27 protein-coding genes are annotated in these 26,645 nt (G+C 67.0%); 13 read left to right on the forward strand and 14 right to left on the reverse strand.

Going from position 1 to position 26,645, the window contains the following annotated elements; translation table 11 throughout:
* The 6 genes from secD to ORI27_RS30615 all read left to right on the forward strand — a co-directional run.
* A partial coding sequence (gene secD / locus ORI27_RS30590) for a protein translocase subunit SecD (protein ID WP_266074041.1) occupies window positions 1-1,305 on the forward strand: 1,305 nt, incomplete at its 5' end.
* A 4-nt stretch (window positions 1,306-1,309) separates the two neighbouring features.
* Complete coding sequence (gene secF / locus ORI27_RS30595) at window positions 1,310-2,575, forward strand: protein translocase subunit SecF (RefSeq protein ID WP_266000920.1); 1,266 nt, start codon at window positions 1,310-1,312, stop codon at window positions 2,573-2,575.
* 6 nt (window positions 2,576-2,581) lie between these two features.
* Window positions 2,582-4,234, forward strand: coding sequence for an ABC transporter substrate-binding protein (locus tag ORI27_RS30600; RefSeq protein WP_266000921.1), 1,653 nt, complete (start codon window positions 2,582-2,584; stop codon window positions 4,232-4,234).
* On the forward strand, window positions 4,231-4,785 hold the full coding sequence (locus tag ORI27_RS30605; RefSeq protein WP_266000949.1) for an adenine phosphoribosyltransferase: 555 nt from the start codon (window positions 4,231-4,233) through the stop codon (window positions 4,783-4,785). The genes ORI27_RS30600 and ORI27_RS30605 overlap by 4 nt, the downstream gene beginning before the upstream one ends.
* A 78-nt stretch (window positions 4,786-4,863) precedes the next feature.
* Window positions 4,864-7,212 carry a RelA/SpoT family protein gene (locus ORI27_RS30610; RefSeq protein ID WP_407666494.1) on the forward strand — a complete coding sequence of 783 codons (2,349 nt, stop codon included), beginning with the start codon at window positions 4,864-4,866 and terminating at the stop codon, window positions 7,210-7,212.
* 202 nt (window positions 7,213-7,414) lie between these two features.
* The gene (locus ORI27_RS30615; protein WP_266000922.1) at window positions 7,415-7,657 is read left to right on the forward strand and encodes a hypothetical protein; all 243 of its coding nucleotides are present in this window, start codon (window positions 7,415-7,417) and stop codon (window positions 7,655-7,657) included.
* A 23-nt stretch (window positions 7,658-7,680) separates the two neighbouring features.
* Here the strand turns inward: ORI27_RS30615 and ORI27_RS30620 are convergent, their stop codons facing one another.
* Together ORI27_RS30620 and ORI27_RS30625 are read right to left on the reverse strand one after the other, a co-directional pair.
* A complete protein-coding gene (locus tag ORI27_RS30620; protein ID WP_266000923.1) occupies window positions 7,681-8,682 on the reverse strand; it encodes a peptidylprolyl isomerase in 1,002 nt (333 codons plus the stop codon).
* A gap of 5 nt (window positions 8,683-8,687) precedes the next feature.
* On the reverse strand, window positions 8,688-9,581 hold the full coding sequence (locus ORI27_RS30625) for a peptidylprolyl isomerase (RefSeq protein ID WP_266000924.1): 894 nt from the start codon (window positions 9,579-9,581) through the stop codon (window positions 8,688-8,690).
* A gap of 195 nt (window positions 9,582-9,776) precedes the next feature.
* On the opposite strand from ORI27_RS30625, the gene ORI27_RS30630 reads away from it, so the two are divergent.
* Together ORI27_RS30630 and hisS are read left to right on the forward strand one after the other, a co-directional pair.
* Window positions 9,777-10,442, forward strand: coding sequence for an MBL fold metallo-hydrolase (locus tag ORI27_RS30630; protein ID WP_266000925.1), 666 nt, complete (start codon window positions 9,777-9,779; stop codon window positions 10,440-10,442).
* The gene (gene hisS / locus ORI27_RS30635; RefSeq protein WP_266000926.1) at window positions 10,439-11,698 is read left to right on the forward strand and encodes a histidine--tRNA ligase; all 1,260 of its coding nucleotides are present in this window, start codon (window positions 10,439-10,441) and stop codon (window positions 11,696-11,698) included. Before ORI27_RS30630 ends, hisS begins: the two co-directional genes overlap by 4 nt.
* A gap of 37 nt (window positions 11,699-11,735) precedes the next feature.
* Here hisS and ORI27_RS30640 read toward each other — a convergent pair whose 3' ends face one another.
* Window positions 11,736-12,038 carry a DUF732 domain-containing protein gene (locus tag ORI27_RS30640; protein WP_266000927.1) on the reverse strand — a complete coding sequence of 101 codons (303 nt, stop codon included), beginning with the start codon at window positions 12,036-12,038 and terminating at the stop codon, window positions 11,736-11,738.
* A 243-nt stretch (window positions 12,039-12,281) separates the two neighbouring features.
* On the opposite strand from ORI27_RS30640, the gene ORI27_RS30645 reads away from it, so the two are divergent.
* Window positions 12,282-12,734, forward strand: coding sequence for a YbjN domain-containing protein (locus ORI27_RS30645; protein WP_266000928.1), 453 nt, complete (start codon window positions 12,282-12,284; stop codon window positions 12,732-12,734).
* 3 nt (window positions 12,735-12,737) lie between these two features.
* Here the strand turns inward: ORI27_RS30645 and ORI27_RS30650 are convergent, their stop codons facing one another.
* The 8 genes from ORI27_RS30650 to urtA form a co-directional block, all read right to left on the reverse strand.
* Window positions 12,738-13,766 carry a DUF2330 domain-containing protein gene (locus ORI27_RS30650; protein WP_266000929.1) on the reverse strand — a complete coding sequence of 343 codons (1,029 nt, stop codon included), beginning with the start codon at window positions 13,764-13,766 and terminating at the stop codon, window positions 12,738-12,740.
* 37 nt (window positions 13,767-13,803) lie between these two features.
* Window positions 13,804-14,376 carry a cytochrome b gene (locus tag ORI27_RS30655; protein WP_266000931.1) on the reverse strand — a complete coding sequence of 191 codons (573 nt, stop codon included), beginning with the start codon at window positions 14,374-14,376 and terminating at the stop codon, window positions 13,804-13,806.
* Window positions 14,373-15,416 (reverse strand): catalase family peroxidase, encoded by a 1,044-nt coding sequence (locus tag ORI27_RS30660; protein ID WP_266000933.1) that lies wholly within the window; start codon window positions 15,414-15,416, stop codon window positions 14,373-14,375. Before ORI27_RS30660 ends, ORI27_RS30655 begins: the two co-directional genes overlap by 4 nt.
* 100 nt (window positions 15,417-15,516) lie before the next feature.
* Complete coding sequence (urtE, locus tag ORI27_RS30665) at window positions 15,517-16,209, reverse strand: urea ABC transporter ATP-binding subunit UrtE (RefSeq protein WP_266000934.1); 693 nt, start codon at window positions 16,207-16,209, stop codon at window positions 15,517-15,519.
* The gene (urtD, locus tag ORI27_RS30670; RefSeq protein WP_266000935.1) at window positions 16,209-17,015 is read right to left on the reverse strand and encodes an urea ABC transporter ATP-binding protein UrtD; all 807 of its coding nucleotides are present in this window, start codon (window positions 17,013-17,015) and stop codon (window positions 16,209-16,211) included. Before urtD ends, urtE begins: the two co-directional genes overlap by 1 nt.
* Window positions 17,012-18,121, reverse strand: coding sequence for an urea ABC transporter permease subunit UrtC (gene urtC, locus ORI27_RS30675; protein ID WP_266000937.1), 1,110 nt, complete (start codon window positions 18,119-18,121; stop codon window positions 17,012-17,014). Before urtC ends, urtD begins: the two co-directional genes overlap by 4 nt.
* The gene (urtB, locus tag ORI27_RS30680; protein WP_266000938.1) at window positions 18,118-19,002 is read right to left on the reverse strand and encodes an urea ABC transporter permease subunit UrtB; all 885 of its coding nucleotides are present in this window, start codon (window positions 19,000-19,002) and stop codon (window positions 18,118-18,120) included. Before urtB ends, urtC begins: the two co-directional genes overlap by 4 nt.
* 64 nt (window positions 19,003-19,066) lie before the next feature.
* Complete coding sequence (gene urtA, locus ORI27_RS30685; RefSeq protein WP_266000939.1) at window positions 19,067-20,329, reverse strand: urea ABC transporter substrate-binding protein; 1,263 nt, start codon at window positions 20,327-20,329, stop codon at window positions 19,067-19,069.
* A gap of 213 nt (window positions 20,330-20,542) precedes the next feature.
* Here urtA and ORI27_RS30690 point away from each other — a divergent pair, with 213 nt between their 5' ends.
* Window positions 20,543-20,971 carry a hypothetical protein gene (locus tag ORI27_RS30690; protein ID WP_266000951.1) on the forward strand — a complete coding sequence of 143 codons (429 nt, stop codon included), beginning with the start codon at window positions 20,543-20,545 and terminating at the stop codon, window positions 20,969-20,971.
* Between the two features lie 2 nt (window positions 20,972-20,973).
* Here ORI27_RS30690 and ORI27_RS30695 read toward each other — a convergent pair whose 3' ends face one another.
* On the reverse strand, window positions 20,974-21,426 hold the full coding sequence (locus ORI27_RS30695) for a GNAT family N-acetyltransferase (protein WP_266000941.1): 453 nt from the start codon (window positions 21,424-21,426) through the stop codon (window positions 20,974-20,976).
* Between the two features lie 35 nt (window positions 21,427-21,461).
* Between ORI27_RS30695 and ORI27_RS30700 the strand changes: the two genes are divergently transcribed.
* Genes ORI27_RS30700 through ORI27_RS30710 form a run of 3 tightly spaced genes read left to right on the forward strand, consistent with a single transcriptional unit; the run spans window position 21,462 to window position 24,096 of the window.
* On the forward strand, window positions 21,462-22,349 hold the full coding sequence (locus ORI27_RS30700; RefSeq protein ID WP_266000942.1) for an oxidoreductase: 888 nt from the start codon (window positions 21,462-21,464) through the stop codon (window positions 22,347-22,349).
* Between the two features lie 31 nt (window positions 22,350-22,380).
* Window positions 22,381-23,037: a hypothetical protein gene (locus ORI27_RS30705; protein ID WP_266000943.1), complete on the forward strand. Its 657-nt coding sequence runs from the start codon at window positions 22,381-22,383 to the stop codon at window positions 23,035-23,037.
* A 42-nt stretch (window positions 23,038-23,079) separates the two neighbouring features.
* Window positions 23,080-24,096, forward strand: a complete 1,017-nt coding sequence (locus tag ORI27_RS30710; protein ID WP_266000944.1) for an Rv2578c family radical SAM protein — start codon at window positions 23,080-23,082, stop codon at window positions 24,094-24,096.
* Here ORI27_RS30710 and ORI27_RS30715 read toward each other — a convergent pair.
* Both ORI27_RS30715 and ORI27_RS30720 read right to left on the reverse strand, forming a co-directional pair.
* Window positions 24,093-25,352, reverse strand: a complete 1,260-nt coding sequence (locus tag ORI27_RS30715) for an acyl-CoA dehydrogenase family protein (RefSeq protein ID WP_266000945.1) — start codon at window positions 25,350-25,352, stop codon at window positions 24,093-24,095. The two genes, ORI27_RS30710 and ORI27_RS30715, sit on opposite strands and share 4 nt — an antisense overlap.
* Window positions 25,349-26,482: an acyl-CoA dehydrogenase family protein gene (locus ORI27_RS30720; protein WP_266000947.1), complete on the reverse strand. Its 1,134-nt coding sequence runs from the start codon at window positions 26,480-26,482 to the stop codon at window positions 25,349-25,351. Before ORI27_RS30720 ends, ORI27_RS30715 begins: the two co-directional genes overlap by 4 nt.
* Between the last annotated feature and the right edge of the window lie 163 nt (window positions 26,483-26,645).

Raw genomic sequence — 26,645 nt, forward strand, 5'->3', positions numbered from 1 at the left:
GGGGCGCCCGCGCCCCAACCGCGCCCGTACCCGGCTGAGCCGGCACCAACGCCGCCGCCCAGCCCGAGCGAGTCCGCACCCGCGCCGCCTCCTGGACAGCCGGCGCCGCCGACGGCGGAGCCGGCCCCCGGCGGGCCGGCACCGGCGCCGGGCGCGCCCGCGCCCACACCGCCGGACCCGCGCAAGGATCTGGCCGCGCGCATCAAGTTCGAGAAGGAACTGCGGCAGAGCACCAACCAGAACCTGCTGCTGATCGCGGTGCAGTACATGGCGGGCAAGTGCGATCAGCCCGACATCCTGGCCGGCAACGACGATCCGAACCTGCCGCTGGTCGCCTGCTCGCAGGACCGCAAGTACATCTACGTGCTGGACAAGTCGATCATCAGCGGTGATCAGATCAAGGACGCGACGTCGGGCCTGGACAATCAGAGCGGCGCCTATGTCGTCGACCTGGAGTTCAAGGACAAAGCCGCGACCACGTGGGCCGACTTCACCGCCGCCAACATCGGCACCCAGACCGCCTTCACCCTCGACTCGGAGGTGGTCAGCGCCCCGCAGATCCGTGAGGCCATCCCCGGCGGGCGCACCCAGATCAGCGGTGGCAATCCGCCGTTCACGGCCGAGTCCGCCAAACAACTGGCCAACGTCCTCAAGTACGGATCACTGCCGTTGTCGTTCGAGTCCTCGGAGGCCGAAACCGTGTCCGCGACACTGGGATTGGCATCCCTTCGGGCGGGCCTGATCGCGGGCGCCATCGGATTGGGGCTGGTGCTGCTGTATTCGCTGCTGTACTACCGGGTGCTGGGACTGCTGACGGCGCTGTCGCTAGTCGCCTCCGGCGCCATGGTGTTCGGCATCCTGGTGCTGCTGGGTCGCTATATCAACTACACCCTCGACCTGGCCGGTATTGCCGGTCTGATCATCGGTATCGGCACCACCGCCGACTCCTTCGTGGTGTTCTTCGAACGCATCAAGGACGAGATCCGTGAAGGCCGTTCGTTCCGCTCGGCGGTGCCACGCGGTTGGGCCCGCGCCCGCAAGACGATTCTGTCCGGCAACGCGGTGACGTTCCTGGCCGCAGCGGTGCTCTATTTCCTGGCCGTCGGCCAGGTGAAGGGCTTCGCGTTCACGTTGGGCCTGACCACGATCCTCGACATCGTCGTGGTGTTCCTGGTGACCTGGCCGCTGGTGTACCTGGCATCGAAGTCGCCGACCATGGCCAAACCGGCCTTCAACGGTCTGGGCGCGGTACAGCAGATCGCCCGCGAACGTCGAGCGGCCGCGACAGCGACGGGACGGGGGTAACGGCATGGCCAAGGACATCGCAGAAGACACCGCATCCACCGCCGTCGAGGCGCCCGACCTGGAAGCCAGCGACGCCGGCGCACCCAAGCACGGCTTCTTCATCCGGCTCTACACCGGCACCGGTGCCTTCGAGGTCATCGGCAAGCGGAAAATGTGGTACGCGATCAGCGGCCTGATCGTCGTGGTATGCATCGTCAGCATCGCGCTGAAGGGTTTCACCTTCGGTATCGACTTCGAGGGCGGCACCAAGGTGTCGATGCCCACCACCGGCCAGAACGGCACCGTCACCACCCGGCAGGTGGAGGACGTGTTCACCAAGACGCTGGGCCGGGACCCGGCATCGGTCGTCATCGTCGGCAATGGCGAGTCGGCGACCGTGCAGATCCGCTCGGAGGCGCTCGACAATCAGCAGACCGAGCAGTTGCGGACCGCACTGTTCGACGCGTTCAAACCCAAGGGCGCCGACGGGGAGCCCAGCAAGGCGGCCATCAGCGACTCGGCGGTCTCGGAGACCTGGGGTGATCAGATCACCCGGAAGGCGCTGATCGCGCTGGCGGTGTTCCTGGTGCTGGCCGCTATCTACATCACCTTCCGCTACGAGCGGTACATGGCGATCTCTGCGTTGACAACGCTGATCTTCGACCTGGTCACCACGGCCGGGGTGTATTCGATCGTCGGCTTCGAGGTAACCCCCGCCACCGTGATCGGCCTGCTCACCATCCTGGGCTTCTCGCTCTACGACACGGTCATCGTGTTCGACAAGGTCGAGGAGAACACCCACGGCTTCGAACACACCACCCGCCGCACCTTCGCCGAACAGGCCAACCTCGCGGTCAACCAGACTTTCATGCGCTCGATCAACACCAGCCTGATCTCGGTGCTGCCGATCGTCGCGCTGATGGTGGTCGCGGTCTGGCTGCTCGGCGTCGGCACGCTGATGGACCTGGCGCTGGTGCAGCTGGTCGGCGTCATCGTCGGCACCTATTCGTCGATCTTCTTCGCCACCCCGCTGCTGGTGTCGCTGCGCGAGCGCACCGATCTGGTCCGCACGCACACCCGCCGGGTGATGCGGCGACGCGACGCCTCGGCTACCAAGGCTGATGCCGGCGACGCCACCGACCAGGACGAGGCCGCCGCCGTTCCGGCCGAAGCATCCGTCGGTGGCACCCCGGCGGTGGGCAACAAGCCCGCACCGGGCGCCCGCCCGGCCCGCCCGTCGAGCACGCGTGCGGGGCGGCCGACGGGCAAACGCAACACCCGAGGGCGATAGCGGGCCATGGCTGTCGGGCGCCGGCGCGCCGCCGCTGTCGCAGTGGCGGCCGTCGTGGGGATGATCGTGTCGGGCGTTCTGACGTCGTGCTCGGGCAGTCCGGCCGACCAGATCAACTACGCCGTCGACGGCGTGCTGATCACCTACAACACCAACACGGTGACCGGGGCCGCCTCGGCCGGTCCGCAGGCCTTCGCCCGGGTGCTGACCGGTTTCAACTTCCACGGACCCGATGGCCAGGTGCTGGCCGACCATGACTTCGGCTCGGTGTCGGTGGTCGGCCGGGATCCCCTGGTGCTGGACTACCAGATCTCCGACAAGGCCGTGTACTCCGACGGCAAGCCGGTGACCTGTGACGACATGGTGCTGGCCTGGGCCGCACAGTCCGGTCGGTTCCCCGCATTCGACGCCGCCAGCCGCGCCGGCTATCTCGACATCGACCGCATCGACTGCCAGCCGGGTCAGAAGAAGGCCCGGGTGACCTACCTGCCGGGCCGCGCCATCACCGACTACCTGCAGCTGTTCACCGCCACGTCGCTGATGCCGTCGCACGTCCTGGGTGACGTCCTCGGCCTCGATGTCACCCGCGCCATCGAGAGCGGCGACCTCGCTGCCATCGATCGCATCGCAACGGCCTGGAACACCGTGTGGGATCTGAAGCCCGGTGTCGACCTCAAACGGTTCCCGTCGTCGGGTCCCTACAAGATCGACTCGGTGCTGCCCGAGGGGGCGGTGGTGCTGACCGCCAACGACCGCTGGTGGGGCGCCAAGCCGATCACCAAGCGGATCACGGTGTGGCCGCGCGGCGTCGACGTGCAGGATCGCGTCAATAACGGCACCTTCCAGGTCGTCGATGTGGCCACCGGTTCGTCGGGCACCGTGACCACTCCTGACGACTACGACCGCCAGGAGCTGCCCTCGGGCGGCATCGAGCAGCTGATCTTCGCCCCGGTGGGACCGCTGGCCGCGACACCGGCTCGTCGCGCGGTGGCGTTGTGCACCCCGCGTGACCTCATCGCGTTGAACGCCGAGACACCGATTTCGAACGCAAGGCTGAACCCGGCCACCGACGATGCGTTCAGCGGTATCGAAGGCGTCGCGATCCCCGGCCAATTCGGCCCGGCCAATCCCGACGCCGCCCGCGACGCCCTGGGTGGCCAGCCGCTGACGGTGCGCATCGGCTACCAGGCACCCAACCCGCGATTGGCGGCCACCGTCGGCGCGATCACCAAATCCTGTGCCGCCGCGGGCATCACGATCGTGGACACCACATCCGACAGCACGGGTCCGCAGACCCTGCGCGACGGCCAGATCGACGTGCTGGTGGCCAGCACCGGCGGTGCCTCCGGCAGCGGATCTACCGGGTCGTCGGCGCTGGACGCCTACACGTTGTTCTCCGGCGACGGCAACAACCTGCCCCGCTATTTCAATCCGCAGATCGACGGCATCATCTCCGCGCTGGCGGTCACCGCCGACCCGAAGGAACAGGCCCGGCTGCTGGGGGACAGTTCACCGATCCTGTGGGGCGACATGCCGACCCTGCCGCTGTACCGTCAGCAGCGCACGGTGATGGCGTCGAAGAAGATGTACGCCGTCGAAGGCAATCCGACCAAGTGGGGCGCGGGCTGGAACATGGACCGATGGGTGTTCGAAAAATGACGCCGGAGCCGGGAGGCCGGCGACATCCGACCTCGGTTGCGGACGTCCTCAAGGCGCTGACCCGCGAGGTGCCCGACTTTCCCGAGCCGGGGATCCAGTTCAAGGACCTCACCCCGGTGCTGGCCGACCGCCAGGGTCTGGCCGTCGTCACCGGCGCGCTGGCCGAGATCGCCGAGGGGGCGGATCTGGTGGCCGGGATCGACGCGCGCGGCTTCCTGCTCGGCGGTGCGGTGGCGCACCTTCTGGGCATCGGGGTCCTGGCCATCCGCAAGGGCGGAAAGCTGCCCCCGCCGGTGCACAGCCAGACCTACACCCTCGAGTACGGGACGGCGACGCTGGAGATTCCCGCCGACGGGATCGAGCTGGCCGGGCAGCGCGTCGTCATCATCGACGATGTGCTGGCCACCGGCGGCACGCTGGCCGCGGCACGGGCACTGTTGGCGGCCAGCGGAGCTGAGGTACCCGCGGCCGCGGTGGTGCTGGAACTGCCGGCGCTCGGCGGCCGCGAGAAAGTCGCTCCGCTGCCGGTGACGAGCCTGCAGACCGTCTGAGGCAGGTTGATCGCCTCCACGGGGCAAGGCGATATCCTCGTGAAAGGAACGTGAACGTCCGGTGCGGAGGTGATCGAATTGGCTGACGACAACGGCGCCGTGACTGCGCCGCTGCCGATCGCCGAGATCCCGCTCGTCGAACCGCGGGCCGAGACCCCGAAAATCACCAGCAGCGCGTCCCGGCGGGTGCGGGCCCGGCTGGCGCGCCGGATGACCTCACAGCGGAGCACCATCAATCCGGTTCTCGAGCCGCTGGTGGCAGTGCACCGGGAGTTCTACCCCAAGGCTGATCTGGCGATTCTGCAGCGTGCCTACGAGGTCGCTGAGGCCAAGCATGCCGATCAGCTGCGCCGTTCCGGTGACCCCTACATCACCCATCCGCTGGCCGTCGCCAACATTCTGGCCGAGCTCGGCATGGACACCACCACGCTGGTGGCCGCGCTGTTGCACGACACCGTCGAGGACACCGGCTACGCAATGGAGGCGCTGACCGCCGACTTCGGCGACGAGGTGGCCCATCTGGTCGACGGCGTCACCAAGTTGGACAAGGTGGCGCTGGGCACCGCGGCCGAGGGCGAGACCATCCGCAAGATGATCATCGCGATGGCCCGCGACCCCCGGGTGCTGGTCATCAAGGTGGCCGACCGGCTGCACAACATGCGTACGATGCGGTTCCTGCCGCCGGAGAAGCAGGCCCGCAAGGCCCGCGAGACGCTGGAAGTCATTGCCCCGCTTGCCCATCGGCTGGGCATGGCCACGGTCAAATGGGAACTGGAGGACCTGTCCTTCGCGATCCTGCATCCCAAACGCTACGAGGAGATCGTGCGACTGGTCGCCGACCGGGCGCCATCACGGGACACCTACCTGGCCAAGGTCCGTGCCGAGATCACCTCGGCGCTGTCCCGGATGAAGATCAACGCCAGCGTCGAGGGCAGGCCCAAGCATTACTGGTCGATCTACCAGAAGATGATCGTCAAGGGCCGCGACTTCGATGACATCCACGATCTGGTGGGCGTGCGGATCCTGTGCGATGAGATCCGCGACTGCTATGCGGCTGTCGGCGTTGTGCATTCGCTGTGGCAACCGATGCCGGGACGGTTCAAGGACTACATCGCCCAGCCCCGGTTCGGGGTGTACCAGTCGCTGCACACCACCGTCGTCGGGCCGGAGGGTAAGCCGCTGGAGGTGCAGATCCGCACCGAGGCCATGCACAACACCGCCGAATTCGGTATCGCCGCGCACTGGCGTTACAAAGAAGCCAAGGGCCGCAACGGTGTCCCGCACCCGCTTGCCGCGGCCGAGATCGACGACATGGCCTGGATGCGTCAGCTGCTCGACTGGCAACGGGAGGCTGCCGACCCCGGTGAGTTCCTCGAGTCGCTGCGTTACGACCTTGCCGTACAAGAGATCTTCGTGTTCACCCCGAAGGGTGACGTGATCACGCTGCCGACCGGGTCGACTCCGGTTGACTTCGCCTACGCCGTGCACACCGAGGTGGGCCACCGCTGCATCGGTGCTCGGGTCAACGGCCGCCTGGTGGCACTGGAACGCAAACTCGAAAACGGGGAAGTGGTGGAGGTTTTCACCTCCAAGGCACCCAATGCCGGCCCGTCGCGCGACTGGCAGGGCTTTGTGGTGTCGCCGCGTGCCAAGGCCAAGATTCGGCAATGGTTCGCCAAGGAGCGCCGCGAAGAGGCGCTCGAGGCCGGTAAGGACTCCATCGCGAGGGAAGTCCGCCGGGGTGGGCTTCCGCTGCAGAAGCTGGTGAACGCCGAAGCGATGGGCGCACTGGCCCAGGAGCTGCGTTATGCTGACGTCTCGGCGTTGTACACGGCGGTCGGCGAAGGCCATGTCTCACCCCGGCACGTGGTGCAGCGGCTGCTAGCCCAGCTCGGCGGTGCCGAGAGCGCCGAAGACGAACTGGCCGAGCGCTCTACGCCGGCCACCATGCCGGTGCGCCAGCGCAGTACCGACGACACCGGGGTCGCGGTACCCGGCGCTCCCGGTGTCCTGACCAAGCTGGCCAAGTGCTGCACGCCGGTTCCCGGCGACAACATCATGGGATTCGTCACTCGCGGTGGCGGCGTCAGCGTGCACCGCACCGACTGCACCAACGCCGCCTCGCTGCAAGAGCAGGCCGAACGGATCATCGAAGTCACCTGGGCGCCGTCACCGACGTCGGTGTTCCTGGTCGCCATTCAGGTCGAGGCGCTCGACCGGCACCGGCTGCTCTCCGATGTCACCCGGGTGCTCGCCGACGAGCGGGTCAATATTCTGTCGGCTTCGGTGACCACCTCCAACGATCGAGTTGCCGTCAGCCGCTTCACTTTCGAAATGGGTGACCCGAAACACCTCGGCCACGTGCTCAACGCGGTCCGCAACGTCGAAGGTGTCTACGACGTCTATCGGGTGACGAGCGCGGCCTGACCGGGCGCGATCGCACCTTCATCGCAACTCTGCGCCGTCGACCTGGGCTGGCTCATGCCCGGTGTGAAGGTCTCCTGGATAGACCTCACGGGTTGTCGAACGCCTCTGTGCCGCAGATTATTTCAGCGAAACCGATGGAATATCCGTTCGGTGCCACGGACTTGTTACTGATTGCTAGACCGTCATCGGAAAGAGATTGAGCATGAAGCGATTTCACGTGTTGTCCGTCACCGTCGGAGCCGGTGCCCTCGTCTCGCTGGGTACATTCGCTGCGGTAACCGCTGACTCACAGACAGATTCCGGCACGTTCGTCAGTTCAGGAATGTCGACCGGCGTCACCGTCACGCAGTCGGCTGACCCGACTGCCGCTGACCTTCCCGTTGCGGTACCCGCCATCAAGGGTCCGGCGCCGCTGCCCACCGAAGAGCAGGGCCTTCCCGGCTGACCTCGCGAGCGTGACGAGCGGGCTCAGTCCAGCCGGATCGACTTGATCGTCGCCGGCCTCTTCGGCTTGCCGTCGCTTCCGCCTCCGGCGATACCCGCGGCGGCGATGTCTTCGACTGTGGCCAAACCGGTTTCGTCGACCCGACCGAACACCGTGTAGGTCGGCGGCAGCATCGAGTCGCGGTAGACGATGAAGAACTGGCTACCGTTGGTATCGGGCCCGGCGTTGGCCATCGCCAGCGTGCCGCGTGGATAGCGCACGGCCCGCTTGAGGGCCGTATCGAACGGTCGGTACTGGTTGGTCGGATACTCGTTGGCGAAGCGGTATCCCGGTCCGCCCGAGCCGCTGCCGGTCGGGTCGCCGCATTGCAGCACTGACATCGAGCGGGTGTCGGTGAGCCGATGGCAACCGGTGTTGTCGAAATAGCCCTGCTGAGCCAGGCTCACGAAGCTGTTGACGGTGCACGGCGCCTTGGCGTTGTCGAGCTGCAGGCCGATCACCCCGGCGTTGGTGGTCACCGTCGCGTCCACGGTCGCCGGCACGGTGGGCACCTTGCCGGTGCGCGGCGGCTTGTTCGGCTTGTCGGCGGGAGTGGCCGTCGCCGGGTAGGTGCAGTTGGCGCCGAGGGCGGCCGGCGGGTTGAACGGGGGTAACTCGTCGCCGCCGGGCCCGGGCGACTGAGCCCGCGGGATTCCGGCCCCGCCGCCGGTCCGCTCCAACTCCCGGGCCATCCACGAGAAGAACACCACCCCGACGACCAGGACCATGATGCTCAGGACGGTCACCAGGTAGCTGATCACCAGACCGGCGATCGCCAGCCCGCGACCCTCCTCACCGGATTTCTTGATCTGGGACAGCGAGATGTGGCCGAACACGATGCCCAGCGGTGCGAACACGAACGCACAGATCAGCGACGCGATCGCCATCCCGTTGGTCGGTGGTGGCGCCGGGTAGGGATAGGGCCCCGGGCCGTACGGCGAACCGTAGTACGGCGGGGGCGGGTAGTGCGGCGGAGGCTGGCTCATGCCGGCTAGTCCAGCAGGATCGACTTGATTTGCACGTCGGTCGCGGGTTTGCCGTCCTGGCGGCCGCCGGCCACACCCGCCGCGGCGATCTTGTCCAGCGTGGCCAGGCCGGTCGCGTCGATGGTGCCGAACGCGGTGTAGTTGGGTGGCAGCTGCGAATCCTTGTACACCAGGAAGAACTGGCTGCCGTTGGTGCCCGGCCCGGCGTTGGCCATGGCCAGCGTTCCGCGCGGGTAGGTCACCGGCTGCTGCAGTGCCGGGTCACCCTGGGGGTACTGGTCGGTGGGGTACTCGTTGGCGAACTGGTAGCCCGGCCCGCCGGTGCCGCTGCCGGTCGGGTCACCGCACTGCAGTACGGACAACGCCTCAGAGGTGGTCAACCGGTGGCAGGGGGTGTTGTCGAAGAAGCCCTTCTGCGCCAGGCTGGCGAAGCTGTTGACCGTGCACGGGGCTTTGGCGTTGTCCAGGATCAGTCCGAGGTTGCCTTGGTTGGTGCTCATGCTGGCGCTCACCGTCGCCGGGTCGGTGGGCACCTTGCCGCTGCGGGGCGGGTCGACCTTCTTGCTGGCCGGATCGGGCGACGCGGGGTACTGGCAGTTGGCGCCCAGGTTCGCGCTGGGCTTGAACGCCGGCAGCCCGCCGGTGGCGGGGGGAGCGGTGCTGGGTCCGCCCGGCTCGGCCGGGGCGCTGCTGGTTTCCGATGACGATGCACTACTCGCGGCGTCGTCGTCCCTGTCGGTCAGGACGAACGTGACGACCAGGGCCGCAGCCACGACGATCGCCACGATGCCACCGATCACGACGAGCAGGCGCCGACGCTTCTCCTGCTGGGCGCGCCGCTCCAGCTGCCGCTCGAGTTTGCGCTTGGCCGTCTCACGTCGCTGTTCGTTGGTGGGCACCGCGGTGGTCCTCCGGCTGTGTCGTGTGGCGCGGCTCCCGCGCGAGCCGTTGCGGCCCGCCTCTTCGCTCGCGCTGTCGGTTGAGTCGGGACCGAGTGTGCCAGTTGTTGCTGGGGGACGGTAAGGGCGGGCGTCACGCGCCGGACACCTGGCGCCCGTCACGACCACGCGAACGGGGATGGGAAACTGGACGGCGTGCTGCTCACCGGGTTCCCGGCCGGCATGTTGGCATGCAATTGCTACGTGCTGGCCCCACACGCCGGGGCCGACGCCGTCGTCGTCGACCCCGGCCAGCGGGCGATGGGCAACCTGCGCCGCATCCTCGACGAGAACCGGCTGACCCCGGCGGCCGTGCTGCTCACCCACGGGCACATCGACCACATCTGGTCGGCGCAGAAGGTCGGTGACACCTTCGGCTGTCCGGTCTACATCCACCCCGAGGACCGCTTCATGCTTGCCGATCCGATCCGCGGGTTCGGGCCACGACTGGGTCAGATCGCGCTCGGCGCGCTGTTCCGCGAACCCAAACAGGTCATCGAACTGGACCGCGACGGGGACAAGATCGATATCGGCGGCATCACCGTGATCGTCGACCACACCCCCGGTCATACCCGCGGCTCGGTGGTGTTCCGGGTCGAGCTGGGGCCGGACCCGCTTGCCTTTACCGGTGACACCCTGTTCAAGCAGTCGGTGGGCCGCACCGACCTGCCGGGCGGTAGCGGCCGGGCCCTGCTCGGCTCGATCGTCGAAAAATTACTGGTGCTCGACGACGACACCCTGGTACTACCGGGGCACGGTGAATCCACCACGATCGGACTCGAACGCCGTACCAACCCATTCCTCGAAGGTTTGACTCAGTGAGCGAATTCCAGGCCCCCAAGGGTGTCCCCGACTACCTGCCGCCGGAGTCGGCCGAGTTCGTCGCGGTCCGCGATGGCTTGTTGCGGACGGCCCGACTGGCCGGCTACGGCGATGTCGAGTTGCCCATCTTCGAGGACACCGGGCTGTTCGCCCGCGGTGTCGGCGAGTCCACCGATGTGGTGTCCAAGGAGATGTACACCTTCGCCGACCGTGGGGAGCGCTCGGTGACCCTGCGGCCCGAGGGCACCGCCGGAGTGATGCGTGCGGTCATCGAGCACGGCCTGGACCGCGGCGCGTTGCCGGTCAAACTCTGTTACGCCGGCCCGTTCTTCCGCTACGAACGTCCGCAGGCCGGCCGGTACCGGCAGCTGCAGCAGGTCGGGGTGGAGGCCATCGGCGTGGACGACCCGGCGCTGGACGCCGAGGTGATCGCGATCGCCGACGCGGGGTACCGCTCGCTGGGCCTGGACGGCTTCCGCCTGGAGATCACCTCGCTGGGTGACGACACCTGCCGTCCGCAGTATCGGGAGTTGCTGCAGAGCTTCCTGTTCAAGCTCGATCTCGATGAGGACACCAGGCGGCGCGCCGAGATCAACCCGCTGCGTGTGCTCGACGACAAACGCCCGCACATGCGGGAGATGACCGCCGGCGCCCCGGTGATGCTCGACCACCTGTCCGATGTCGCCAAGCAGCATTTCGAGACCGTGCTCGCCCACCTCGACGCGCTCGGGGTGCCGTATGTGATCAACCCGCGGATGGTGCGCGGGCTGGACTATTACACGAAGACCACCTTCGAATTCGTGCACGACGGCCTCGGCGCGCAGTCCGGGATCGGTGGCGGCGGACGCTACGACGGGTTGATGCGTCAGCTGGGCGGCCAGGACCTGTCGGGGATCGGCTTCGGGCTCGGTGTCGATCGCACCCTGCTCGCGTTGCGGGCCGAGGGGAAGACGGCCGGGAACCCCAGCCGCTGCGATGTGTTCGGGGTACCGCTGGGCGAGCAGGCCAAACTGGCGCTGGCGACGCTGGCGGCACGCCTGCGTGCGGCGGGCGTGCGGGTCGACCTGGCCTACGGCGACCGCGGCGTCAAGGGCGCGATGCGCGCCGCAGATCGCTCGGGCGCACGCATCGCCCTGGTCGCCGGCGACCGGGACATCGAGGCCGGCACCGTGGGCGTCAAGGATCTCGCCACCGGTGCACAGGTCGATGTTCCGGCCGATTCGGCCGTCGCCGAAGTGATAACGCGGCTGGCCTGAATCAGGCCAGCCGCGTTCGTGGTCCGTTGGTTAGCTGTCAGCCCGCCGGGCAAAGGTCGGTCTTGGCGAAGTTGATCGCCGCGTCGGCCTGGGCATGGCTGATCGAACCGGAATTCGTGTAGTAGGTCTGGGACAACTCATTGGGGTCGGCGCCCGCCGCGAGTGCCTCGCATATGGTCCAGCCGTCGGCCACCAGAGAAGCCTCGTCGCCGGCGATTCCGGCGCTGGTGAGGTCCTGGAGATAGTCGGCCTCGGCGTTGGTGATTGCGCCGGCAGACGGCGCGCCGATAAGTGCGATGGCGCCAGCGGCCGCGGCCACCGTCAACAAACTCTTGATCATTGCCCGTCCCTTTGTGTGTGCAGCGCAGTTACTGCTGCGGCAGAAGTTACTACCTTCTCAGCAAGTACGCAGAAAATGCCGAAAGATTTCCAGCGCTTCATTTCGCGCCAATCAATCGGCCATCGGGACGTTCATATTCAGTTGTGGTCGGACGTACCCCCATTTAACCAATTCTCATCGGATTCTTGGCGCAACCTTGGCGATTGTGGGAACCGTGTCGTTTGCGCGGCCCGTTGAACACCCATGACCACCGCGAACGGCATCGAACTCATCGAGGGCTACCTGCAGAGCCGGCAGGTGCGATATTTCCGCGGTCACCACGAGGACGAATCCTTCTTCCTCGTCAGCGCTTACCACGGCCGCTTGCATGTGCATCTGCGACCGTCCGGGCCAGGTGGTGCGGCGGTGCAGATCAGCATTACCGCGGACCGCTATTACCCGGCCGTTCGGCGCGCCCGGGTGGCCGCCATGGTCGAGCAGTGGACCAGCAGCGACCGGCGACTCGCCGCCACCGTGTTCGAATCCTCCGATCCGAGCCTGGTCGGCGTGCTGGCCGGATGCCGGTACCGTGCCGGCGCCGGTGATTTCGGCTCGTTCGTCGACCAGGCCGTCCAGTCGGCGATCGACCTGTTCGGCCGGCTGCGGGTGTTGGCTGCGTCGCCGTCCGCCGATACGGATCTGCTCGACGCGGGCTGAGTCTCAGCGCACCGATCGCCGTTGGCGCACCGTCCAGATCACCCCGACGGCCGCGGCCACGATGATCACGACGACCGTCGCGGCCACCGCCTGGACAAACGCGCCGACGTCGTCGGTGGCGTCGGCCTGCCGGATCACCCGCTGGTAGGGATCGTCGGTGGGTGCGGGACCGAAAACGAAATCGGTAGTGACCGAAGATGGTTCGCTGATCGTGGTCGAAATCCGGGTGAGATACGGATTCCGGCTGCTCAGTTCGGTCAGGACCGGGTCGGTGGTTCGGCCCTGGATGGGCCCCGCGTAATCGACGGAGACGTCCTGTGCGGCGGCATCGGCGTCGGTGCGTTCCATCCGGTGCTGCGCCAAGGTGTAGACGACCACCCGTTGAGCGTCCTTGGCGGCGGCCGACATCCGCATCGGGTACACCAGCTCGTCGGAAGCGAAGTCCAGCCGGACCGGGTCGAGTTGACCGCTGAGCGGTTCCTGGCCGGTGAGGCGCATCGCAACGAACGACCAGCCCTGCTTGAGGTATGGATCGAGTTGGGCGGTGACCTCCGGTCGCATCGTGTAGCCCGCGGCGTCCAACCACCGTTGCACGCCGGCGAGGTCACCACCGGTCAGCGTGGTCGCCTCCAGCGGACCGAGCTGTACCCGCGCGACGACGGTCGGGCCACCAGCCGCCACGGCGCCGGCCTCATCGAGATCGGTGCGTCCGCTTCGGTTGGGCTCGATCCGCGGTGCGGACAGGCGCTCGAGTTCGGGGAAAAGCCCGGGGTCGGCAGAGCTGGCGGTGGCTGGTGTCGGGGTCGGCACGATCAGCGCTGCGTTGTCGGCGACCGAGCTCAGATCCAGGCGCATGACCACGGTCTCGGCGTCGGCGTCGATGGCGACCAGGCTCTGCTCCCCGGTCACCCGGGCGTCGAGGTCGCGGCTCACGATGCCGCCGCAGGCGCAGGCACCCGCGGTCGCGCCCGGCCCGATGACGAGCATTCCCGCGGCCAGTACGGGCACACCGATCATCTTCATCCGGCGCATCGGCGTCTCCTGTCAGTCGACAGACATCATGCCCGCCTCAGCCCTGGTGCGGCGCGGCATCGGCCTTCCTCGCCTCGCGGCGGCGCCCGAACGCCATCCGGCTCAGCATCCGGTCACGCAGCGTGAGGGTGTGCAGTAGCACCGCCGACACGTGCGCGGCGATCGCCGCCACGAGCAGGTAGGCGAGTGTCGAGTGCGTCTGGCGTAGCAGGAAGTACAGGTCGGCGTCGAACGGTGCGATCGGCGGCAGGGTGAGCCGGCTGAACAGGACGACGGGGCGACCGCTCGCCGACACCATCGCCCACCCGACCAGCGGTTGGGCCAGCATCAGGAGGTAGAGCCCGATCTCAGAGCCGACGACCATACGGTGCTCGATGGATCCCACGGTCGCCGGCAACGGCGGTGTGCGATGGGTGAAGCGGTTGGCCGCGCGGACGACCACGAGCAGCAGGAGCAGCATCCCCAGTGTCATGTGCACACCGACCAGCGCGCCATAGCTACCCAGGGAGTTGACCATCACGAACCCGATGAACAATGCGCTGAACACCAGAACAGCGGTGAGCCAGTGCAGTATTCGGGTCCGGACAGGGTAGCGATCATCCTCTGTCATGCCCGAACCTCCGAAACCTGCACCGCGGACGGCGACTTCGGTTCGCCGGTGCGCTGCCGATACGACGCCGCGTAGATATCCGACCGGGCGGACAACAGCGGGTCCTCGGACGCTTCGATTCCACTGGGCAGCACCAGCGGATCGAAGTTGATGTCCCGAGCGTTGCCGGCCGCCTCGGTGGCCGCGGCCGTCAGGGTGAGGGTGCCGACGTCGATGCTGCGCCGGTCGTCGGGCCAGGGCAGCGTCGGGTCGTCCACCGGATCGCCGGCATCGGCGACGGTGATCAGCATCCGCCACCGCAGCGGCCCGTCGCGAAGTTGACCGACCAGCGCGTCGAACAATCCGTTGGCGTCCCCCTTCCGTGGTGCCAGTGCCGGCTGCTGCGGGACGAACGACCACCGGACCGGTGTGCGGGCGCCGGCCTCATTCACGAAATAGAAGGTGTTGAGGCCGCGGAAGATACTGTCGCCGAACCCAGCGGTCGGGGGGTGCTTCTTGATGACGGCCATCGCCGCCGCGGTTTCGGGATGGGCGGCTAGGAACGCCGTCGTGGCCGCGGGGTCGGGCTTGCCGGTTTCGGGATCGGCTTTTGCGGCCAGTAGTCGGTCGTAGAACCCGCGTGGTGAGTTGTCGGGAAAAACGGGCAGATTGAGCATCGCCGTTCGCCACTGCCAGCCCTGGGGAAAGCCGAACGCCAGGCCGAGGCCCCGGGCCGCGCCCGTTGCGTCGGCCATGTGCGGGTCACCGCCGGACAGAGAGAATCGGCCGACGACGGGGACCCGTCCCGTCCCGAACACGGCGGCGCTGCTGAGCTCCCGGCCGTTGCCGTTGCTGTCGAAATACCCGCTGACGACGACGCCCTTGGCGTGGTTCTTGCGGAATCCGAGCTGGCGTCCGTAGACCGTCAGGAAGCCGTTCAGGAACGTCGTGCGGGCGCCGTCGGGCCCGATCCACCTGTTGGCGTAGGCGACGGCGCCCAGATCGACTGCCAGGAAGGCTCCGACCGCCCCCAGCCCGGCCAGGACTGAGCGACGGCTCACAGTGGTGGGTACGGTCCAGCGTGGGCGATTGGTCACTTAATCCAGGACGCGCCGACAGCGGAATTTGTTCACCGTCGTGACACAGCTCACGACCGCCCGTCTAGATGGCCATCGCCGCGCGCACGTCGGCCTCTGATGCCGACCCACCGGTCCCGCTGGTGGTGACCCGCCCGGCTTCCAGAATGTAGTACTGCTGCGCCGACTCCAGCGCGAAGCCGATGTGCTGTTCCACCAGCAGCACGCCCAGATCGCCGCGGCGCGTCAGTGCGGTGATCGCCGCCTCGATCTCGGCGACCACGGAGGGCTGAATGCCTTCGGTGGGCTCGTCGAGAATCAGGATCTTCGGACTGGTGATCAGCGCCCGCGCGATCGCCAGCTGCTGGCGCTGGCCGCCGGAGAGCAGACCGGCCCGGCGTGTGAGTAGTTCCTTGAGCGCGGGGAACAGGTCGAGCTGCTCGTCGATCAACTGTTTGCCGTTCTTGCGGCCGTCGGCGACGACCTGGAGGTTCTCCGCGGTGGTCAGCTGGCCGAAGGACTGCTGCCCCTGCGGTACATAGGCCAAGCCGCGCGCCACCCGCGCGCTGGGCCGCAGCCGGGTCACGTCGTCGCCATGCAGCAGCACCTTGCCCGAGCTGCATTTCAGCAATCCGACCGCCGCACGCAGCAACGTGGTCTTGCCGGCGCCGTTGTGACCCATCACCGCGGCCACCCCGTCTGAGGGGACTTCGATGCTGACGCCGTGGATGACCTGAGATCGTCCGTATCCGGAGTGAACGTCGATGAGCTGCAGCATTATTCGTCTGCCTCCGAGTGAGACGTGCCCGCCGTGGCGGTCCCGAGGTAGACCTCCTGGACCTTGGGGTTGGCTTGGACCTCGGCGACCGAGCCTTCGGCGACAACCTGGCCGCGGGCGAGCACCGTCACCGAGGTGGCAAAGGCGCGCATGAAATCCATGTCATGTTCGACGACCACGACGGTGCGGGATGAACCGATGCGGCGCAACAGGTTTCCGGTCTCGTCGCGTTCTTCGCCGCTCATCCCGGCGACCGGTTCGTCGAGCAGCAACACGTCGGCGTTCTGCACCAGCAGCATGCCGATCTCCAGCCATTGCTTCTGGCCGTGGGCCAGCACGCCCGCCGGTCGGTCGGCCAGGTCGGTCAGGCCGATCGTTTCGAGCGCTTCTTCGATGGCGGGCAGTACCGCTTTGCGGCGGCGCAGCAGGGTGAGCCAGGACCGGCCCGCCCCCGCGGCGATATCGAGGTTCTGCAGCACGGTCAGCTGCTCGAACACGCTGGCGGTCTGGAAAGTTCGTCCCACGCCGAGCCGGGCGATCTGGTGGACCTTCTTGCCGAGCAGGTCCACCCCGGACTTGTTGATCGATCCGGTGGCCGGCACCAGCCCGGTGATGGCGTCGATGACGGTGGTCTTGCCGGCCCCGTTCGGGCCGATCAGGAATCGGAGGTCGCCCTGGAACAGGGTCAAATCAACCTCGCTGACCGCTTTGAACCCGTCGAAATCGACGGTCAGGCCACGGACTTCGAGGTATTGGGTGCCCATGCCGACATTTCCACCGGCCACCGGTTCGGCGAGTTCGGTCATGAAGCGGCTCCCACCGGTTCGGACTCGGGGCGTGGATCGGGGTCACCGCTCGGGTTGTCGGCCTTGGCGCGGCGCCGCCGCCGGAAGAGCACTCCGAGTCCGGCCAGGCCGGCGGGGAAGAAGCCGACGACCACAATGAACAGCAGACCCTGGGCGTACGTCCAGCCCGACGGGAACCGCTCGGAGAACGCGGTTTGCGCCCAGGCCACACCGATGGCACCCAGGATCGGCCCGAGCAGGGTGGTCCGGCCGCCGATCGCGACACCGATCAGGAATGCGATCGACGGCACGACGCCCACCTGGGCCGGGGTGATGAAACCGATGATGGGTGCGAACAACGCACCGGCGACGCTGGCGAACAACGCCGCGGCGGTATAGGCGACGACCTTGATCGTGGCCGGGTCGTAGCCCAGGAATCGCACCCGCTCCTCGCCATCGCGCACCGCGACCAGAAGCTCGCCGTAACGGCTCTGCATCAACTGGCGCACCACCGCGACGACGACGAGCAATGTTCCCGCGGCGATGAAGTAGAGCATCTGCCGGTTCACCGGATCGGCGAGCCGGAACCCGAAGAACGTCCGAAAGCCGTTGAGTCCGTTGCTGCCACCCAGCGTTGCTTGTCCGACGAGCAGGATGGCCAGCGCCGCGGCCAGGGCTTGCGACAGGATTGCGAAGTAGGCGCCCTTGACGCGGCGTTTGAACACACCGAGCCCGAGCAGTGCCGCGATGGCGGTCGGGATCACGACAATCGCCGCCAGCGTGAACACCGCGGACGAGAACGGCTGCCAATAGGACGGTAGTGCCGGAATTCCGGCGATCTGCATGAAGTCCGGTACCGCCTGTTTGCGAACCTCGGCGTCGGCGATCTTGAGGTGCATGCCCATCATGTAGGCACCCAGCCCGAAGAACACGCCCTGGCCCAGGGTGAGCATGCCGCCGCGGCCCCAGGCCAGCCCGATACCCGCCGCCACGATCGCATAGCACAGGTATTGGCCGAGAAGGCCGAGCCGGAAGCTGGACAGCACTGCTGGTGCCACACCGAAGAGCAGGATCGCGGCGACGGCGAAGCCAGCCCACGTCTGCCATCGACCCAACAGGGGCCTCATACCAAACTCCTTGTCCGCACTGTGAACAACCCTTGCGGCCGGACCTGCAGGAAAATGACGATGACGACGAACACGATCACCTTCGCCAACGACGCGGTAGTGCTGTATTCGATGAAGGAGTTCATCAAACCGAGCGCGAACGCGGCGATCACGGTGCCCTTGATCTGGCCCAGCCCGCCGACCACGACCACCAGGAACGCGTCGATCAGGTAGCTCTGCCCGATCGTCGAACTGGTGGATCCGATCAGGGTCAACGCGACGCCGGCCACGCTGGCCAGACCCGAGCCGATGAAGAACGTGGTGATATCGGTCTTGCGGCTCGAAATGCCGCTGGTTTCAGCCAGATCCCGGTTCTGTACGACGGCCCTGATTCGCCGGCCCATCGGGCTGAGTTTGAGCACCGCCGACAGCGCGATGACGCAGACCACTGCCAGCACCAGGATGAAGATGCGGGTCTTGGGTACCACCGCCCCGAGGATCTCCACGCCGCCGGACAGCCAGGTCGGCGCGGTGACGTTGACCGCGGGTGCGCCGAAGATGCTGCGGGCGGCCTGTTGCAGGATCAGCCCTACGCCGAAGGTCACCAACAGCGTGTCCAGTGGGCGGTCGTACATCCGTTGAATCAGGGTGACTTCCAGCAGAACTCCGAGGAGGCCACCGACCACGAATCCGACGACCAGCGAAACCAGTAGCGAGGCACCGGCATTCGAGACCACCGTCTGCACCACATAGGCTGTGTAGCAGCCGACCATGATGAATTCGCCGTGCGCCATGTTGATGACGCCCATCTGGCCGAATGTCAGCGCCAGGCCCAATGCCGCCAGCAACAGGATTGAGCCGAGGCTCAATCCTGTTGCCAGCTGTCCGACAAGGACATCCACTGTGTTAGTTTCCCGTCGCTTCGCTCGCCACTCTGCTAATTCCGCGTCGCTTCGCTCGCTCCCGTCAGCCCGAGAGGCCCTTGGCCCACGGGTAGGACTTCAGGTAGGGATCCGGCTCGATTGGCCCGGGGGACTCCCAGATGGTGTAGATGAGGCCGTCGGGATGGATCTCGCCGATCCGCGCGGTCTTGGTGATGTGATGGTTTTCACCGTCGATGGTGACCAGGCCTTCGGGAGCGTCGAACGTCACGCCGCCGGCGTTGTCCTGAATCGCCTTGACGTCGAAGGACTTCGCCTTTTCTACGGTGTTCTTCCACAGGTAGACCGAGACGTAGGCGGCCTCCATCGGATCAGAGGTGGGCTTGTTCTCGCCGTACTTGGCCTTGTATGCCGCGACGAACGCCTTGTTCACCGGATTGTCCAGCGTCTGGTAGTAGTCCCAGGCCGTCAGCTGGCCGGCGATGTTCTGCGCGCCGATGCCCTGGACCTCTTCCTCGGCGATCGATACCGAGACCACCGGCATCTTCTCCGGAGTGAGGCCGGCGTTGGTGTATTCCTTGAAGAAGGCGACGTTCGAGTCGCCGTTGAGGGTGTTGAACACGGCGTCGGCGTTGGACCCACGGACCTTGTTGACGATGGTGGAGAAGTCGGTGGAGCCCAGCGGGGTGTAGTCCTCACCCTTGATCTCGATGCCGTTGGCGTCCGCGTAGGCCTTGATGATGCGGTTGGCGGTCTGCGGGAACACGTAGTCGCTGCCCACCAGATAGAGCGATTTGACGCCCTTCTCCTTGAGGTAGTCCAGCGCCGGAACGATCTGCTGGTTGGTGGTTGCTCCGGTGTAGAAAATGTTCGGCGAGGACTCCAGGCCCTCGTACTGCACGGGGTAGTACAGCAGCGAGTTGTTGCTCTCGAAGACCGGCAGCATGGCCTTGCGACTCGACGAGGTCCACCCGCCGAACACCGCCGCCACACAGTCGTCCTTGATCAGCTTTTCGGCCTTCTGCGCGAATACCGCGGGGTCGGACGCGCCGTCCTCGCCGACGATCTCGATCTGCTTGCCCTCGACGCCCCCCTTGGCGTTGATCTCGTCGACGGCGAGTTTGATGGCGTCGCGCACGGTGACCTCGGAGATCGCCATGGTGCCCGACAGCGAGTTCAGCGAACCCACCTTGATGGTGGGTCCCGACGTGTCCACGCACGAATCGGACTTTGCTGCGTCGGTTTCGCCGGCCTTGCTGCCACAGCCGGACAGCACAAGGCCCGCGGTCACCATCACACTCGTCGCTGCCAATGCGGATCGATTCAGTGCAGAACGCCGGAGTTGCATAAAGGCCCTTTCGTATTGGGAACAGCAAGCATTGGGCCACGACAAGACCTGATGGCCCCCGACCCACGGTTGGTGTCGACGGGGACGTTAGAGCGAATAAGTTTCTGTGACATATCTGTGTGTGACGAACGCGTTAACCTGCAATTCATTCGCTGTCACCGGCCAGGTCCGGATCGGGGTAACGCCGTCGGTAGCGTGGCCGATATGGCGAATATGCGAAAAGTGACAGCAAGGGTCGGGGCGGCGCTGGTGATGGCGGCCGCCGGTGTTGCGGCCACGCACGCCACGTCGAGCGCCGATCCGGCGGCGCCCGGGCAGCAGGTGACCTACACGCTGGCGACGGCAGGACCGGCCGAATTCACCGTCACCTATCTGACGGCGCAGCCGCCGAGCAAAGAGGCCTTCAACGCGGACTCCGATGCGTTCATGAAGCGGGAGAACATCACCGTGTCACCGGATGCGCCGTGGGTCTTCCAGACCACTCTTGAGGATCCGCAGTGGGCATTCCTGCAGGTGGCGAGCACCACGCACGGCGGGCAGGCCGCCCCCAACGCACACTGTGAGGTCGCCATCGACGGCCAGGTCGCGATCGCGCAGGACGCCCCCTACAACCCACAGTGCTACTTGTCGAAGTGGTCCTGACGTCATAGCCGCTTACTGAAGAACACCCGCCGAAAGCCGTCCTGACCGCCGCGGTGCGTCTCGACGTAGCCGTAGCGCGGATACATGGCGATGTTCTCGGTCATCGCGGCATTGGTATAGAGGCGCACCTCGGTCAGGCCTGCGTCGTGGGCGTCGTCCTCGGCGCGGCGCAGCAGCAGTGCCCCGTATCCCTGGCCTTGGGCGTCCGGCGCGACGGCGATGGACTCGAGTAATACGTGGTCGTCCATCACGAGCGTGACCATGGTGGCGAGCAGCTGGTCGCCTCGGGTCAGCACCCACACGGTGGCAGTGTCGATGAGTGCGGCGTGGTCGGCGTCCATCGGCGCGGGCCGGCGCCCGATGCGGGCGATGTACTTCTCGTACGCCCGCTCGACGAGCGGCCCGATGGCGGCGGCATCGGCCGCGGTGGCCCGGCGTAGCGACGGTTCGGACATGAGTACACCGTAGGGCCGGTTGTACGTTGGGGGCGGTGGGCAGTTCAATAGCACTTGTCGGTCCCGGGGCGATCGGTTCCACCGTCGCCGCGCTGGTGCACGCGGCCGGTCACCGCGTGACGGTGTGCGGGCATACCCCGCGCGATCAGATCGAGGTCCGGCGCGACGGCGGCGAACCGATCGTGGTCCCGGGTCCGGTGATGACCGACCCGGACGACGTCGGAGGCCCCGTCGACTTGGTGTTCGTCGCGGTCAAGGACACCCACAACGAGCAGGCGGCCGGTTGGCTGCACCGGCTGTGCGACGACCACACAGTCGTCTGTGTGCTGCAGAACGGCGTCGAACAGGTCGAGCGGGTCGGCCGGGTGTGCCCGTCGACCCATATCGTGCCCGCCGTCGTGTGGTTCTCGGCGGAAACGCAGCCGGGCGGTTGGGTGCGGCTGCGCACCGGCGTCCGTCTGGTGCTGCCCGACGGCCGGGACGCGGAGGTCGTCGCGGCGGTACTGCGTCCCGCGGGGATGACGGTGGACCTGGACGCCGACTTCGGTACCGAGGCGTGGCGCAAGCTGTTGGTCAACGCGCTGGCCGGGTTCATGGTGCTGGCCGGTCGTCGATCCGGAATGTTCCGTCGCGCCGATATCGCCGCGTTGGCCCGCCGATATCTCGCCGAGTGTTTGGCGGTAGCCCGCGCCGAGGGCGCCGCGCTATCGGACACCGTGATCGACGAGATGACCGCGATGTTCGCCGCCGCCCCGGAGGATCTGACCACGTCGATGCTGTCGGATGCCGAAGCGCACCGCCGACTGGAGTGGGATATCCGCAACGGTGTCATCGTCCGCAAGGCCGCCGAACACGGGTTGGAGACGCCGATCAGCGACGTGGTGGTCCCACTGCTCGCCGCTGCCAGCGACGGACCCGGGTAGCCCGGCCGACGGCAGGTGGCATCCTGGCCATGTGGGGCTGATTTTCCGGCTGGTTGAGCTGCTTGTGATCATCGTGCCGTTGGCCGGCGCGATCTATGCGGCCGTGCGGGGGGTTTCCGCGCTCACCAAACGGCAGAGCGACCCCGACGCCCCCGAGCCCGTCACGGCGGGTGCGCAGCCGAAAAGCCAAGCAGCGCTGTGGCGCACGATCACGCGGGTGATTGACGAACACAGCCGCACCGACACCCGCTGGCTGGATTATGAACTCGATGCCGCCAAGCTGCTCGACTTTCCGGCGATGACCGACATGCGGGACCCGCTGACGGTGGAGTTTCACCGGGCCAAACTGCGCGCCGATCTGCTGCGGCCGGGAAAGGCCGAGGACCTGATCGACGACCCCGAGGCGGCGCGGCAGTATCGGGACGCCGTCGAGGTCTATGTGACCGCATTCGACGCCGCCGAGAATGAGGCCCGGCGGCGCCGGCGCAGTGACTTTTCCCGCGAAGATCAGCAGCGGATGTCTCGCGCCCAGAGCCTGCTGCGGGTGGCCGCGGATCGCGGCGCCACCCCGCAGGAGCGTGAACGGGCCTACCAGCTGGCCCGCGGTGAGCTCGACGGGCTGCTCGTCCTGCCCGACCGGACCACCGCCGCCCTCGAGCGGGGCATCGCCGGGGAGCTCGACAACTAGCGTTTCGTTGACATCCACTCGAACATGAGTTCGAATAGATGAATGCGGTGGAGCGGCCAGGGCGTTGCGGTCGACGATGGCGCACTGCCCGGCCTGCAGCGCATCGGGCTGGTGCGCACCGTGCGCACGCCGCAGTTCGAAGGGATCACCTTTCACGAGGTGTTGTGCAAAACGGCGTTGAACAAGATTCCCGCGGCCGCGCTGCTGCCGTTCCGGTTCACCGTCAACGGTTACCGCGGCTGCGCGCACGCCTGCCGGTACTGCTTCGCCCGACCCACGCACGAGTACCTGGAATTCGATCCCGGCGCGGATTTCGACAGTCAGATCGTGGTCAAGACCAACATCGTCGATGTATTGCGCCGCGAGCTTCGTCGGCCGTCATGGCGGCGGGAAGCGGTGGCGCTGGGCACCAGTACCGACCCGTATCAGCGGGCCGAGGGTCGCTACGGGTTGATGCCCGGCATCATCGGAGCGCTCGCGGATTCGGGCACACCATTGTCGATCCTGACGAAAGGCACGCTCCTGCGCCGCGATCTGGATCTTATTTCCAATGCGGCACAGCATGTTTCGCTGTCAGTCGCGATCTCGCTGGCAGTCGGTGATCCTGACCTGCACCGTGACGTCGAACCCGGAACCCCGTCGCCGCAGGCCCGGCTGGGTCTGATCACCGCGGTGCGCGAAGCGGGGTTGGACTGCCACGTGATGGTGGCCCCGGTGCTGCCGCACCTGACCGACTCGGTCGACCATCTCGACGGCCTGCTCGGTCAGATCGCGGCGGCTGGCGCCACCGGGGTCACGGTATTCGGTCTGCACCTGCGCAGCTCGACCCGAGGGGTCTTCATGAGCTGGCTGGCGCGCTCACATCCTGAACTCGTCATGTCCTACCGTCAGCTGTACCGGCGCGGAGCCTACCTGCCCGCCGAGTATCGCGACATGTTGCACCGGCGGGTGGCGCCGCTGGTGGCCAGGCACCGACTGACCGGTAGCCACCGGCCGTTCAGCGCGCCCCCGTCACCGTCGGTCGCCGCCGACCCGGAGCCGCAGCCCACACTCTTCTAGGTGCGGCCGCGCTTGACCTGATTGAACGGCACACCCTTGTCGGCGGCGAACTCCCGTGGGAACCCGAGAATGCGCTCGCTGATCACATTCCGGGCCATTTCGCTGCTCCCGCCGCCCAGGGAACCGGTCTGTCGCGACAGATACCGCACCCCGATTTCGAGCAGGTCGGAGAGCTCCCCGCCCTCGTCGATCACGCCTGCGGTACCGGCGATCGCCAGTGCGGTATCGACCTCGAGTTCGGTTGTCTCAGCGTGGAACAGGCGGATCAGCGTACCGGCATTGGGCGGCAGGGTGCCGTTGTCGATGGCGGATCCGACGTGGTCGATGAGTTGTTCTTTGACGATCCGGCGCACCAGTGCTCGTCCGGCGAGATCCTGCACCACCGGGTCGTCGCCCTGCCCGGTGAGTTCGGTGATACCGACATGATCCGGCGGCATCTCGCTGGCGTTCTCGGAGCCGGTCCCGCTGGCGAACTCCGATCCGCCGCCGACCGCGCGGCGTTCGTGGAACAGCTGACGGGACGCCACTTCCCAGCCCTTGTTGACCTCGCCGACCACGGCGTCGTCACCCAGTTCGAGGCCGTCGAAGAACTCCTCGCAGAACTCCTCGTTGCCGTTGACTTCCTTGATCCGGCGCATGGTGATGCCGGGGGAGTTCAGCGGCACCAGGAACATGGTCAGTCCCTCGTGTTTGGGCACGGTCCAGTCGGTGCGGGCCAGCATCAGACCGTAATCGGCGGCGAACGCACTGGTGCTCCACGTCTTGGCGCCGTTGATGACCCAGGTGTCGCCGCGACGGTCGGCGCGGGTGATGACGCCGGCCAGATCGGAGCCGCCGCTGGGCTCACTGAGCAGCTGGCAGAGCACCTCGTCACCGCGGATGGCGGCCGAAATACGTTCGCGTTTCTGGGTTTCGGTACCCATGTCCAGGATGGTCGCCGAACAGATGGTCAACGACGGCACATTGAGGATCAGCGGCATCTCATAGGTGCGGCACTCGGCGTTGAATGCTCTCTGATACGCATGGTCCAAGCCGAGTCCGCCGTATTCGCGGGGGAAGCAGATTCCGGCAAAACCACCCTCGTACAAGCGTTTCTGCAGTTCCTGGGCACGGTCCCACGAGGCTTGTTCGGCGCGCACCGAGAACGGTGGGTGGTCCGGGTCGATGGCCGGCATGTTCGCCGCCAGCCAGGTGCGGGCCCTGGCGGCGAAATCGGCGACCGATTCGGTGGTCGTGGAGATCGCGATGTCGGTCATGCCGAAGCCTCCTGTCGCATGGCGCTCAGTGCGTACACCGCGCGGTGGTGGTCGCCGGGTGAACCGTAGAGCGCCCGGTAGAGCTCGGTGCGGCGCAGGAACAAGTGCAGGTCGTGCTCCCAGGTGACGCCGATCCCACCGTGCAGCTGCACGCAATCCTGCAGCATCACCGGCGCTCGTTCGGCCACATAGGCTTTGGCGACGCTGACCAGCTTGGCCGCCTCGTCCGAGCGTGCCGAGACCGCGGCGACCGCACCCGCGGTGGTCGCCCTGCATGCCTCGAACCACATCTTCATATCGGCGAGGCGATGCTTGAGTGCCTGGTAGGACGCCAGTGGCCGGCCGAAACTATGCCGGTCGAACATCCACTGCGATGTCATCGCCAGCACGGTGTCCAGAATCCCGACGATCTCGGCGCATTGCAGCACCAAGGCGACCTGCCGCTGCCGTTCGATGATCGCCGGAGTTTGTGCGGCGCCGCCGACCGCAGCGGCCTCATCGACCTCGGTGCCGCTGAATTCCACTCGGGCATAACGCTTCACCATGTCCACCGAACGTTGTTCGGTGACGGTAGCGCGGTCGGCGGGTACCAGAAACTGGCGAGGACTGCCGCCGCAGTCGGCGACCACCAGGAAGACACCGGCTTCGGTGCCGGCCTCGACGCGGTCCTTCACCCCGTCGAGGCGGTAGCCGGCCTCGGTGCGCGTCGCGGTCAGGGTCGGCTGCAAGGGGGACAGCGTTCGGCGCGGTTCGTAGACCGCCCAGGAGGCCACGAGTTCGCCGGCCACCAGCGCTTCGATGGTGTCCTCATGTCCGTCCGGCGCCTCGACCAGGCCCGCGAGCACGATGCTGACCGGATGCAGCGGACCTGGTGCCACGCTGTGCCCGATCTGTTCGGCCACCAGCGCGAGATCGGCCAACCCGTCACCCGAAACACTGCCGCCGCCGAGTTCTTCGGGAACCAGCAGACTGGCCCAGCCGAGTTCGGCGGCCCGTTGCCACCACGAGCTGTCGAAGGAGGTGCCGGCGGCGTGCAGCTCGCGCACCCGGCTCAGTGATGCTCCCTTCTCCAGAAAGGCCTGTGTCGTCGACGCGAACAGCAGCTGTTCGGGATTGGCCACCTCGGTCATGGTGCCGTCCTCGCTTTCCTTACACAGCGGACGTGGGGGGCGGGGGGTGGGGCCGCCCCGCCCGGGCCCCAACAAAGCTAGGGGCAAAACAAGTACCGACCCCGGGCGGCCGGCGGGTGTGACGCCCAACAGGGGGGCCGGGAACCGAAGCCCACGGTGGCGC

The organism is Mycobacterium pinniadriaticum, assembly GCF_026242045.1.
Classification (GTDB): Bacteria; Actinomycetota; Actinomycetes; order Mycobacteriales; family Mycobacteriaceae; genus Mycobacterium; species Mycobacterium pinniadriaticum.